Origin of the sequence: Photorhabdus khanii NC19, assembly GCF_000517265.1 — a bacterium.
GTDB classification, from domain to species: domain Bacteria; phylum Pseudomonadota; class Gammaproteobacteria; order Enterobacterales; family Enterobacteriaceae; genus Photorhabdus; species Photorhabdus khanii.
The window spans coordinates 502,242-515,342 of sequence record NZ_AYSJ01000002.1 but is presented as its reverse complement, the minus strand read 5'-3'; the positions used below and the strand labels follow the sequence as shown (position 1 = coordinate 515,342).

Here is a 13,101-nt window from a genome sequence, read left to right as displayed (position 1 = left end):
CCTTTTGGTAAACTCAGTGCATTATTGTCCGTAACAACGCCCCGACGCGACTTTTTGGACCAACAGTTCACTTTACCCAGATACGGTTAAAAAGCAGAGTATGTCCAATAAATGTTCGTTTAACTTTATTGCCGCCATTGTGATATTGACAGAGTAGGCTAAAAAACAGTCCCGATTTTTACAAATCGGGATGGATAAATATTTAGATGAGATTTTTTTCTACTTGCTCTACAAGAGTACGAAATTCTCTAAAATCGAAGTTCCATATTCCTCCATTCGGACAAGAAAAGATCTCTATTCTCATACCATGCTCAGGTTCGTTTGAGATCTCTGCTACTTGATCTGTACCCCAAAAGATCTCGTAAACAACATTTTCTCGATCTGGCAAACTTGCTATTTGTGCTGTTAATTTATTTGTCATTTCGGTGGTTCCAAAAACCCTATCAGCCTACCTTGAGCATCATAACGTAATCCACGCCCATTAGAAGATATAACATCAGTAACTTGACCGTATCGTCCTGTATTGCTTTGAATCACCTTTTTGTTCGGGTCATTCAATATACTATCTACAATTTTTTGGCCTTGCTCATTTATTGCAGATGGATTTCCTCTAGCCTCTGGAAAAGCACTACCTAGCCGACTGCCATGTTTTTGTAGAGCGCGACCAGCAAGTGTCAAATCGCCTTTTTTTGAAGCAGGATCTGTATATTTCGCTCCATTTGACAATTCATCAATTGACCATTTGCCAATATGATTGTTATTTCGGGCATTCTGCTCATCTTCTGGCTCATGTCCTCCCGGTGTCCCTGCTCCTGAACCACCAAGTTCGGCTTTCTCTGAATCTGTCAGATCCTTTGATATATTAGGTTGATTTTCACCATCTACATAATCTGACGAACATACCCGGCCAAAGGAACATTGAGTCGCCTTATCTACAGCCTTTCCCATCTCTTTCAGCTTCTTGTCCAAAGCTGAAGCTATCGTCTGATTGGCTTCGTTCACGGCTTCATCTGTGTTTGAACCCGCTATCGGTGGCGGTGGCATGGGTACAGCTAGTGCATTATTGTCAACAACAACTTATTTAATTCTAGCTATATATATATAAATCAATATCTAATCCAGCCTTTAATTCATCAAGCTCTTTAATCATCGTTTTATCTAAATTTATTGCTGGCTTAACTCCTTCTTCTATTTTAATTACTATATTAAATTGATAATCAAGCTCATACTCATCAGCCAACTTTACTAAAACCTTTTTTTTGCCTTGTAGTAATGTGAGTATTTTTCCTAACTGTTCACCAACATCAAGAAACTCTTCATCACCCGTACTCAAAAGCCAGCAACTATCTATTCTAAAGCGTTTTTTTTCTGGTATAGGATCACCTTTCACCCAATATTTTGTTGGTTGAATAGCTAATTTTTCAGTTACATCCTCAGGATTTAATCTATCTCCAGAGATCAAAAAATACACGCACACAGTTGATTTAGTCATCTTTTATAACCTTATTTAATAAATTCACCTGTTGGGATACCTTCTCCAGTACCCCCTTTTCTGAAGACCCATAGTTCACCAGTTTCTTTATTCACATAAATATCATATTTCGATATATTTTTCTTACCAACAACATCAGATTTAAGCTCATGAGCATCAATTCCATTATTTTTTAAATACTTGTCATCAGCCATTTTGATATTTGATGGCTTATTTTCACTCTGCTCATTCTTATTCTGATTATCTTCAGGTGGCTGCTGATTCCCTGTACCTGTACCACCATATTCCCTCTTCTCTTCATTCGTTAGACTTTTACCAATATTCGGATTACTTTCATCATCTGTGGAGCTAGAAGAACATACCCGTCCAAATGAACACTCTGTAGCTTTATCTAGTGTTTCTCCTATCTCCTTGAGCTTCTTGTCCAAAGCTGAAGCTATCGTCTGATTTGCTTCGTTCACGGCCTCACCCGTGTTTGAACCCGCTATCGGTGGCGGTGGCATGGGTACAGCTAGAGCATTATTGTCAGTCGCATTCTTCCCAGCCTGCGCACCAGTAAGGGCACCCGCCGTGGAGTCTCCCGCAATCCCACCGGCCAGCCCGGCCGCCAGGGTAGAGAGAGTGCTGATGGTCTGTTTCTGCTCTTCACTTAACTCACTGATTTTAGCCCCATCGCCATAAAGCTGCTTAATCAGTACCTGAGCCGCCAGTTCACCCGACGCGGCACCGGCTGCTCCTGACAGGGCATTATTACCACTCACTTCCGCTGCCACGGCGCCCAAAATCGCGTGGGCCAGCGTATTAGTCGCAATATCCACTTGATGGGTTTGCGGGTCGGTGGTCAGTTCTTTTATCACCCCGGCCAGATACGGTGACGCGCCGCCTGCCAGCGCCTGACCGAGATGGTTCCCCGCCAAGCCCTGAATCGCTGCCGTGGCCGCCTGTAAGGCTTTCTGATATTTGCCGCCGGTACCCAAGCCCGATTCATTCAGCGCCTGCGTGTAAGCCGTGTCATAAATTTGTTGGTTGATATCCGCCGGGGTCGGGTGTTGATTGCCCCTGTTGACCAGTTTTTCTCTGGCCGCGATTTTGTCCTGTTCACTGATACGGTCCAGTTTCGCTTTCGCCGCTTTCGTGGCGATAATTTTCCCTTCCGTCCCGGCTATCTCGGCCATCTGGGCGCTGAGTTCGCCCATCAGTTGCGCCTGTTTCAGGCGTTGCTGTTCCTTCTCCTTATCAAATATCGGACTCAGAACATTGGCGGCATTATCGGTATCGCGGCTTAAGTTCGCGGTATCCTGCGTCTGGTGCGCCTTATCCCGAATAATCAGGGTGCCGTCACTGACGGCGGCGTGCGTGGTACTGCTATCATGGCCCTGATTATGGGTGCCCGTCAGCGCATTAACCGCCAGATTATTCAGGACCTGACCGGCTGCCGGTTGGCCGAGACTCACGCCCGCACTTTGTTGCTCGACAGTAAAATCCGCTTTATTTTTAATGTCCTTAAAGCCGAGCGTCCCAGTGTTCAGGGTGTTTTTCTCTTTAGCCGCGGTGCTGGCTATCACCGCACCGTCCAGTTGCGTGTGGTCACCCACATTAACCTGATAACCGCCTTGACCGGCAAACAGCCCGGTCTGCTCCTGCACCGAATCATAGTTGCTGTGCAGTTTATTGCGGCTGGCATTGAGATTCAGGGTGCCGTTGGTGAGGGGGCCCACGGTGGTATTGACGCCCGCACCGGTGTTGTGTTGCTGGCTGTCATAGCGCTGGCTGTCTTGTTCACTGCTCAATGACAGATGGCGGTTTACCTCGGCGGTAATTTGCTCACCCTTCACCTGTGCCCCTTTCAGGGTGGTATCCCGGCCACTGTTCAGCCCGACGGTCTGTCCCGCCTGTAACGTGGTGTTATTGTGACTGACACTGTTGCCACTTTCACGACCTTTGCCTTGATTAATGCTGGCCGAGACATTCAGGCCGGTGCCCCCCGGTCCCGCCGTCAGGCCCACGCCCAGCGAGCTGCCGTGGCTGCTGTTTTTGCCGGTAGTCTGTTCAGTATTCTGACTGGATGCGAGCTGAATATCCCGACTGGCATTGAGTTGCAGGTCTTTACCCGCCTGTAACTGGCTGCCCTGAATACGGATATCGCCGTTTCGGTCAGAGTTGTGGCTGCCGTTACCGTTAGCCGTTATGGTGAGGTTATCCCCCGCGGTGAGATGGCTGCCCTGTTGGGTGGTCTGCTGATGCTGTTGTTCTGAACGGGAAGACTGGTGACCGTAGGACAGGCTAACCCCGGCCAGATTGTTATTGCTGCTGTTGTCACTGCCCTGAGCCGCCGCCAGTCGGGCCGCCTGAGTCGCCTGTACCCCGCTCAGAGCGGCTTTAGTATTCTGTAACGCTTTAAGGCGCGGGTCTGCGGTCTGTTGCGCTTCATGGGCCGTTTGCACGGCGGTGTTGAGGGCACCTCCGGCGGCGCCACTCAGCGCTACCGTCAACCCGCTTTGTTTCTGCTCGGTTTTTGTCAGTGTGGTGTGGTGGTTTTCTGCACTGGTGACCGTGACCTGTTGACCGGTGAGCGTCATGTCTTTACCGGCAATCACCTCACTGCCGTGAATCCGGAGCTGTTCACCCGCGTTGAGGGTCACATTGCCCTGGCTGCTGCCAACCGTGCTGCCTTTGTTAAGCTGGCTGTCACTGTCCGTGGTGGCTTTCTGGCTGGCCTTGCCTAATGTGAAGCCAATCCCGCCCGTACCCATCAGGCCCGATTTTTTCTCCTGCCGCAAATGGGTTTCATTGTGCGCCTCTGCGGCGGTGGTAACGGTGAGCTGATGACCCGCGTTCAGGCTGACCTCCTGCGTGCCCGCCACATTGCTGCCGCTGATATGCAGGTCTTTGCCGGCCTGTAGATTCACTTTATCGCCACTGAATGTGGTACTGAGCGCCTGCCGGTCATGCACTTCATCGTGAGTTTCCACTGACGACTTCGACAGCCAGCCTTTACTGGTTTGTTTGCTGTGCTCCACCAGGTCGGATGACGCCGTGCCGGTGTCCAGAGTCAGGTTATGCCCGGCCTGCGCCGTCAGGTGTTGACCGGCATTGACCTGCGCGGCGGTGGCCTTGAGGTCATGCCCGGCTTGCAGGGTCACATCACCCGCGCCGGTTATCTGACTGCCGATATCCCGTTGTTGGGTCAGATGACGGGTGTTGCCGTTGCCCCAGTCGCCGCTTTCTGTGTGACGAGTTTGCAAGGTATCCAGCATCAGGTCATGGCCGGCGGTTATCTCGGTGTGACTCGCTTTTCCGGCGTTCTTCACTTCACTGGCCGTGAGCTGGACGTTGTTTATCGCGTTAAGCGACAGGGTGCCCTTATCGTTCTGCACATAGATGCCCGCTGGACGGTCTAACCAGCGGTTTTCCTCATCCCCGCGCCCCGTCGAGGCACTGGTGATATCCCGGCCTTGCAGGGCCACCCGGTCATCACCCTGAATCTGCCCGCCCCGGTTGGTGAGCGTCTGTTGGGCCGTCAAATCCACTTTGCCGCCACGAATAAAGCCGCTGTTGGTGAGATTGTTGGCGGTCAGTTGGGTCACATCCCGCCCGCTAATCATGCCGCTGTTGGTGATATCGCCCTGACTGTTAAGCGCCACGGTATTGCCGGCCAGCAGGGCGCCATCACTGCTCAGGTCGCCCTGACGGACACGCGCATAAACCTGCGGCACGGTAACCACCTCGGTGGTGCCATCCGGCAGGGTCACGGTTTGGTTGGTGAGCCAGATAATGTCCGAGGTCAGCAGCGCCATCTGCGCCGGGCTGAGGGCTACCCCCGGCGTTAACTGTTGCTGCTGACCAAAGGCGATACCGGCATCCATCAACGCCTTAAACTGTGCTTCATCGTTATGGTAACCGGGCAGATAACGCTGGCCGGTCAGTTGAGTGATTTGGTCGCGCACCAGCCGCTGTTCGTAAAACCCATCTCCTAACCGTTTGTGGACCAACGCCGGGTCATGCGTTAACTGTTGCCGCATGTAGTCCGAACCCAGCCACTGTTTGTATTGGGTAAATTTCGGGTCGGTCTCCACCAGATAGTGGCTGTCACTGCCCGGTTGCACAGTATACAGGCTGTTATCCGGCAAGCGGGTATCCGGGGTGACCACGCGTATCACCGGATCGATAGTCTGCCCTTTAACCGTTTCCGCCAGAGGCTGGTCGTCTATCCCGGTCACCGGTTTGACCACCGTGGGGACCGCGTGTATCTGACCGGTCTGTCGGTCTGTAAGTGTGATATCGGTGCCCTGTGGACGGGTATGGTCCTGCCAGGCCAGCGTTTTCAGGTCAATGGTTTCTGTCACCGGAGCGAGGTTATAACTACTGCGGCTTTTCCCCTGCGAGGTTTTAGTGCCGAACCGGTGCCAGCGTTTGGTCTTTTTAGCATACCAGTGGGTCTGGCGACCTTTATCGGTGGTGATACGTTCGCCCTGAGTGGCGATATTATGCAGCTCGCCGATTTCCCCGCCTAACGCGCCGCCGGCGACAATCTGGCTGTCGTGATTGGTGACCTGCACACTGTTGAGCGTGATATTGCCGCCCGCCAGAATTTTACCGGGGTCATTCTGTTTGACCTGCGTTTCATTCACGGTGCGGGTGTACTGATATTCGTAAAAGTCATTACTGCGGCTGCCATCCGGCATGATGGCATCGTGCACGCCGTATTTGTTGTGGTGGGAAGTGTCCACCTGCGACCAGTCATAGCGGGTGGTCCGGCCGCTCAGTACCGCGTCATGATGCTGAGATTTTTCCGTCTCGACGACCTGCGTCACCAGACCGGCGTTGGTGTTATTAATCTGGTCGGCCTGAATTTTCAGGTTGTTCCCGGCCTCAATCGTTGCCGCGTGGTTATTGAGCTCACGGGCCTGACCCGTCGCCGTCAGGCTGTTGTCCAACCGGCCGCCGATGTGCATATCGCCCACGCTGTAAATCTGGGCATGATGCTGGTTGTTGAGTATCCCGGCGCCGATATCCAGCCGGTCACGGGCGGCAATCACGGCGGCTTTGCCGTCCTGTGCGGTGTTATTCAGCGTGCCCGTCTGGAGGGCGAGTTGGTCGCCGTAAATGCGCCCGGTGCCGATATTGTTCAGGGTGTTAGCCGTGAGATGGGTCAGGCCGCCGTCAATCAATCCGGTATTGTTCAGCGTATCGTGGACCTGGATTTGCGTTTGCCCGGCGCTGATTTCACCGGCGGCGCTGTTGGTAAGATTTTGCGCGTCAAGATGCAGCGCCTGACCGGCTTTTATCTGGCGGTCATTGAGGAGATTGCCGGTGGTTTTCAGGGTCAGATTGCCATTAGCCGCGGTGTTGCCGGTATGGTGAAAATCCTCGGTTAAGGTAACCGCCATATCGCCCTGCGATAACAGTTGGCCGTCACCGCTGAGGGCCTCGGCGTTAATATCCACCTGCTTCCCGGCAATTAAGGTGCCCTGTTGGTTGTTAATCCTCAGATGCGGTTGCTGAGCCTCGCTTTTGACCGTGAGCTGTTTGCCCGCAGAGACCAACCCCCGGGTATTATCCAAGCTCTGGCTAATGTTCGCTTGCAGGTGGTTAGCCGCCCGTAAAGCACCCTGGCGGTTGTCCACCTGTTGGGCGTTCACCGTCAGGTTTTGCGCTTCCACCCCGTTATCCGCCTGCGCCGTGTCGCGGTTAATCAGGTGAGCGGTGTTCAAAGTCAATTGCTGACCACCACGGATAAGGCCGCCGGTGTTATCGGTTTGGGTCTTCACATTCAACACGGTGTCGCCCACGGCCTGTACCTGTCCGCGACGATTGTCGAGTTGGTGAGTGTTCAGGGTTAACGTGTTCGTGGATAACAATTTGCCGTCCCGGTTATCGGTCTGTGCCTGCCGGGTGTCGATAACCAGTTGTCCGCCTTGCAGATGCCCCTGACAGTTATCCAACCGGCCGCTGGTCACGGTGGTTTCACCCTCACCAATGATTACGCCGTTTTGGTTATCCAGTAACTGCCCACGGGTGTCGATACGGAGGGTATTGGCGGATTGTAAGGTGCCATTGCGGTTATTGAGTTGTCGGCTGTGAATGTCCAGCCCCCCGTTGCCGACTAAATTGCCCGCCCGGTTATTTAAGGTCTCTTGGGTTGTCAACGTCAATGCGCCATTTTCGGCCGCAATGATATTGCCGTGACCATTATTGACGGTCGTCGCCTTAATGTTCAGGTTACCGTTACCGGCAATGGTGCCGTGCTGGTTATCCAGCATCCGGGTGGTGAGGGACAGGGTATCTTTACCCTGTTGTTGCATCACACCCCCTTGATGACTCAGGGTGTCCGCGTTGACGGTAATCTGCCCGGCCTGAGTCTCGGCGTGGTTCAGTTGCAGTTCATCGGCCTTTATCGTCAAGGCGCCATTGGTGAGCAGTTTGCCCTTATCACCCAGCCAGCGTTGGCTGTTGAGTGATAGTTTGCCGTTGCCCGCCAGTTGCACCGTGCCCTGAGTATTATTCACTTGATGCGCGGTGAGATGCAGGTCCTCGCCCTGACTAGCAATGTTGCCCTGATGGTTGTTAAGTGTGTCCGTGGTAATTGTGAGCTGGTTGCCCTGGCTGAACAAGGTACCGCCACCGTTATTCAGCGTGTGAGTATTCAACCGCCATTCACCGGTACCGGTCTGGTTAATTTTCCCCTGCTGGTTGGAAATATCCGGCGTCGTAAGGTGAATTTCCCGCGCCACTAACTGGCCGCTGTCGTTGTTAAACTGGCCGGGGGTTTGCGCGCTAAAACGGTCGGCGTTGACGGTGGCGCGAGCGGTACTTATCCCCGATTGACCAGCAGTCAGTTGAATCTGACTGGCGGCGCTCTGGCTGCCACTCAGGTCAATGTGTTGACTGTGGATAGCCAGCGTGTCGGTCGCCAGATTTTTCCCCCTGGCCTGAACGTGTTGCGCCGTCAGGGCCAATGAGCCGGGGCGGGTGGTGTTGCCTTTATCGTCCAGTCCGGCGGCCCAGACGCTGTCATGGCTGCTGTATATCGTATCTGCGGTGACGGTGGTATCGCCGCGGGCTTCCACCCGGCCCTGATTCTTTAACACCCCTTTGGCTTGTAAATTCACCGTTGATTGTGACAGCAATTTGCCCGCGTTAGTCACATCGGCAGACGACGTTAATTGCAGCGCGTCACGGCTACTGATGGTGCCGCGGTTTTCTATCCAGCCATCGGCGGTGATATGCACTTCCCCGGCGGCCGCGCCGATATTACCGGCATTATGGACGCCCACCCCGGCTTCGGTACCTTCCAGCATGATTTTATGGGCGTACATGCCGCCCAGGGCGGCCACATCCAGCATAAACACCGGCTGGTCAGTCGCATCAGCGGATTTTTTCTCAATCTTCTGGTGTGCCGCATCCACCCGATTGCGTCCGGTGGTCACTTTGAGCGTCTGGGCGTGTAATTTGGCGTTAATCGCCACCGAACGGGCGATAATATCGGTGTAACTTTGCCGGGTGCTGTCCATGCCGTGCCCGTCAATCCGCACTTCCCCCTGATTGACATCAAACCCTTTCAACCGGCCCCGTTCCATCAGGGCTTGTCCGGTGGTGAGCGTGGTGCGATGCGCGTTAATAAAACCGCAACCGTTACAGGTGATACCGGCCGGGTTGGCAATAATCACCTCGGCTTTATGCCCGGCCACTTCAATCCAGCCGTTGAGGCGGCTGCGGTCATGGCTGTTGACTTCATTGAGGATAACGCTGGCATCCCCTTTGGCTAACCACGGATTGCCCGCTACCATCCCCCCCAGTTGCGTCTGCGTAGACTGATGACTGTTATTGAGAATAACTCCCTGTTTATCCACGTCAAACTGGCGGTAGGTATTGTGGGAAACGCCGTCAGCACCGGGGGTCTGGATATTGACCTGCGGCGTACCATTGGCGCTGCGAATGATGGTCGGCTGCTGACGTCCCGGCGCCTGTTCATCAGCCACAATCGCTGCCTGTGCCGTGAGTGAAATCCCGCCAAGGGCGAATAACACCCCAAACCGTAGCGCAGTAAGCCGACAACGACGTTGCGGTGAAGATGGGCGACGAGTACGACGTCCGGTTCGTCCCTGTCCGGCCCGCGCTATCTCGGCCACCACCATCCACATCTGACGGGCCTGATTAAAGATAATACGATATAACTGCTTGTTCATGATTTTTGCTCCACACAACACTACCCACTGGCAGTTTTGCTATTTGAATTAATACTGCCAATACAGGTTGAATCCGGCCGTGACAGGGGAAGTTTGGAAACCGGCGGGTTTGGATAGCGGAACACCGACAAACAAGTCGTAGCTCACCCCTTTCAGGCTACCTCGCCAGCCCAGGGCACTCCCCGCCAGGTGTTTTCCGAGCAGCGCGTCGCTACCCGGACCGCCCACTTCTCCGTAATCCATCCCCAGATACAGCGACTGCCCTTTCAGCGGGGTTTGCCAGTCCAGTTCGTTCCGGCTGTACCAACCCCGGTCAGCGGATAAGGTCAATTCGCCATCAAAGCCGCGTACCGTCCAGCGGCCGCCAATCGAGAATCGATCCTGGGGCGTCAATGGGCTGGCGCTTATCTGCCGCAGATACTGGGTTTGATAAGAGAAGGGCTGAGCAAACAGCGTTAACGGCCCGGCCAGCGTCGCCGAGAATTGGGTGATTTTGGGTAAAGCAGTCCCCTCATTGCGGTACTCTTCCGGCGCCGGTTGCGCGCCAAACCAGCGCATGCCCTGTTGGTAAGTGACTTTGGTATCGAGAGTGGCGTTGCCGATAGTGTGATGATGGGACAACCCCAGCTTCCAGCCCGCGGTTTCCCGGCGCTGAACATCAACTTCGGTCTTATCAATAAAATTGCGCGAAGTCCGACGATAAATTTCACCGTTAAGCAAGGTTTTCTGGTCAGCGTTACGATGTAGCACCCGACTAAGCTGGACCGCCAGGTTTTGGCTTTTGCCCCGGTATTGAATCGCCTGATTCAGCCCGGCTATCGTCTGGGTATAATCGTAATGACTGGCCGTCACGCTTGCCATCCAGTAGCCGAAGGGCAGGGAGTAATAGAGCGTGTCATTTTGGCTGCCTTTCCCGGCAGATGAATGAATATCGCGCCCACCGGAGAGATAGAACAGGTCGCTTAACGCCAGGGGGTTATCCAGAAAAAAGGTTAATCCGCCCTGATAACGCCCGGTGCTTTTGGAGCCGGTATCATCCAGATACGTGGCGACTCGCCAGTGCCGGGACTGACGCCAGTCCAGCACAATATCACTCTCCCCCGGTTGCGCTGCCGGGACAATATTCATATCCGCCTGAACGGTCGGGAAACGTTGCAAGTTTTCCAATCCCTGCTCAATATCCCGTAAATCCAGTAATTTTCCTTCACGCGCGGGAAAGGGCGTGATGCGTTGAATGTAATGGCCGCTGTCCGGGGTATAGCGGATATGTCGGATGTTGCCTGGGATCATCACCAGTTTTAGCGTTTTAGTATGCAAATCCTGGCGAGGAACCAGAACCCGGCTGGTGACATAGCCGTGATTAATCAGCTGATCTTGCAATTGGGTCATCAGCCGGTTAATGCCCTGAGCACCGAGGCAATGGTTTTCGCCCTGTTGAGCGACACGTCTGAACGGCAACCAGTGCGGGAAATTTTCAGTGCCTGCCAACACGACGCGGGTGATCGGAAAACAGGGCGTTTCCACCGGAAATGCGGATGACACCGCCTGTTCGGGGACAGACAGGTGAACCTCCGCAGGGGGTGGCGTTAACTGGGCTTCCAGGGCTTGCTGGCGTACCTGTTGATGAATGAGTTGTTGTTCTGAGAGGTCTGCGGCTTGACTGCCTGAAATCACGCTATAAAAAACCGCAAACACTAAAATACTGCTTTTCATTGACTTTCTATTCCACAATGTCGAAGCGGTATTAACCATGAATTTAGCTTAGCGATCAATATTTAGGATTTATGAACAACTGGGCATCTAAAATAGGGGATTGGTTAGGATAGCAGCAAAAACAAAGAGTTATATTGCAACGCAAAAAACAGGCCAATGTGATTGTTTTGTGACAATACTGTATAAAAAACAGATTAATATTAATCATTTAATAACCAATTCTAATAATTTCAAATCAATTTCATTTTTTGTGTCAATTATGTGACATATATCACATTTATGATGTTTCATTTCAGGATGAAATCACTGGCAAAGTGATGTTTATCGTAAATTGGTGATGAGATGTTATCTTTTCTGATTAGGTTAGATAATGACTTTTAGCTCAGTTGGTAACACTGGCGCTATGTTATTGCGGATTGGGAGATAACCATCAGACAGCAGGTGTTGGTAGTGGTTATGCACCTAATTTCTCTATTACCGGGCTTGATGTTTAGTTGGGCTGCTCATATCGATTTTGGTTAACTAACCTGAACTCTGCTTAGAAAGGAAAGAAAAAAGGAACTAAGAGCCTGAGGCACGATCAAAGTTTTTGTATAGAAAACAAAATCGTGGAGATCCTCAGGCTATGATGACTTTAGAAGAACTTTACTGCGGCGTCGATGATTTTTGCCAACAATTTATTCCGCTTTGGGAACAACAGCTCATCGAGAATAACCGGCTTAAACGCCATCGCGCCGCTTCCCTGTCACTGAGTGAAATCATGACGCTCCTCATTTTATTTCACATGAGCCACTATCGTCATTTCAAAGCGTTTTATATTGAGCATGTGCAACAGTATCTTAAGGCTGATTTCCCCCATCTGGTCAGTGACAACCGAATAATAACCTTGAAGAAAAGCGCGATTATCCCGTTGTGCGCTTTTCTTTCTTCACGCAAAGAAAAATCACAAGGCATGGCTTTTATCAACCCCACCAAAATCGCCGTTTGCCATAATCTTCGTATTCCCCGAAATAAGGTTTTTGAGGGGGTAGCACAACGGGGGAAAACCAGTATGGGATGGTTTTATGGTTTTAAACTTCATTTGGTCATTAATGATTGTGGGGAGCGTTTGTCTGTCAAATTAACGCCGGGAAATACAGATGCTCGCCATCCGGTTAAGGAATGGGTAAAAGGATTAACAGGACATCTGTATGGCGACAAAGGGTATTTATCACAAGCTTTAAGTGATGAACTGGAGGCAGAAGGGATAACACTTATCACACGTGTTCGTCGCAATAGGAAAGCCAAGTTTTTATCGCTTTGGGATAAGATTATGTTAAGAAAGCGTTTTTTGATAGAGACCGTGAATGACCCATTGAAAAATATTTCTCAGATAGAACATTCACGACATCGGAGTATAGTCGGCTTTTTGTTGGAGGTCGTATCGGGCTTAATTGCATATCCATTCCAACCGAAAAAACCGAGCTTAAATTTACGTGATTCTGAAATCGCTATCCTTAAGCAAAGCTGAGGTCAATTAATTAAAAATTCACTCAATATATATGAAGTGATTTAATATGAATTTTATTTTTCACAACTAAAAGTATTAACATGCCTTTCTGTTTTTTCCATCAGAAAAATGAAATTTTTATGGTGTGTCACTATTTTTTTAATGTGAATAAATCAATTATGCAGAGTTATTATTTCCAATTAAATTGAAACCAGACA

The 13,101-nt window shown here is 51.5% G+C and carries 5 protein-coding genes and 2 pseudogenes; 1 reads left to right on the top strand and 6 read right to left on the bottom strand.

Annotated features, from left to right (window positions below; translation table 11 throughout):
- Positions 1-202 precede the first annotated feature (202 nt).
- The 6 genes and pseudogenes from PTE_RS02350 to PTE_RS02330 all read right to left on the bottom strand — a co-directional run bounded on the left by PTE_RS02350 (position 203) and on the right by PTE_RS02330 (position 11,394).
- Positions 203-421: a hypothetical protein gene (locus PTE_RS02350; RefSeq protein ID WP_036842872.1), complete on the bottom strand. Its 219-nt coding sequence runs from the start codon at positions 419-421 to the stop codon at positions 203-205.
- Positions 418-1,002, bottom strand: a complete 585-nt coding sequence (locus tag PTE_RS26155; RefSeq protein ID WP_131601394.1) for a hypothetical protein — start codon at positions 1,000-1,002, stop codon at positions 418-420. The genes PTE_RS02350 and PTE_RS26155 overlap by 4 nt, the downstream gene beginning before the upstream one ends.
- Positions 1,003-1,087: 85 nt before the next feature.
- A complete protein-coding gene (locus tag PTE_RS02340) occupies positions 1,088-1,492 on the bottom strand; it encodes a DUF4279 domain-containing protein (protein WP_036842869.1) in 405 nt (134 codons plus the stop codon).
- Between the two features lie 11 nt (positions 1,493-1,503).
- Positions 1,504-1,689 (bottom strand): annotated as a pseudogene (locus PTE_RS26910) (polymorphic toxin type 33 domain-containing protein); the annotation flags it as partial.
- Positions 1,690-2,001: 312 nt separating this feature from the next.
- Positions 2,002-9,681, bottom strand: a pseudogene (locus PTE_RS02335) (two-partner secretion domain-containing protein); the annotation flags it as partial.
- A 48-nt stretch (positions 9,682-9,729) separates the two neighbouring features.
- Positions 9,730-11,394, bottom strand: coding sequence for a ShlB/FhaC/HecB family hemolysin secretion/activation protein (locus PTE_RS02330; RefSeq protein WP_051477083.1), 1,665 nt, complete (start codon positions 11,392-11,394; stop codon positions 9,730-9,732).
- Positions 11,395-12,019: 625 nt separating this feature from the next.
- Between PTE_RS02330 and PTE_RS02325 the strand changes: the two genes are divergently transcribed.
- A complete protein-coding gene (locus PTE_RS02325) occupies positions 12,020-12,904 on the top strand; it encodes an IS982 family transposase (RefSeq protein ID WP_036842867.1) in 885 nt (294 codons plus the stop codon).
- The last annotated feature ends 197 nt before the right edge of the window (positions 12,905-13,101 follow it).

Coding starts and splice junctions, on each gene's coding strand:
- PTE_RS02350 (WP_036842872.1), bottom strand. CDS start 421: ATGACAAATAAATTAACAGCACAAATAGCAAGTTTGCCAGATCGAGAA.
- PTE_RS02340 (WP_036842869.1), bottom strand. CDS start 1,492: ATGACTAAATCAACTGTGTGCGTGTATTTTTTGATCTCTGGAGATAGA.
- PTE_RS02330 (WP_051477083.1), bottom strand. CDS start 11,394: ATGAAAAGCAGTATTTTAGTGTTTGCGGTTTTTTATAGCGTGATTTCA.
- PTE_RS02325 (WP_036842867.1), top strand. CDS start 12,020: ATGATGACTTTAGAAGAACTTTACTGCGGCGTCGATGATTTTTGCCAA.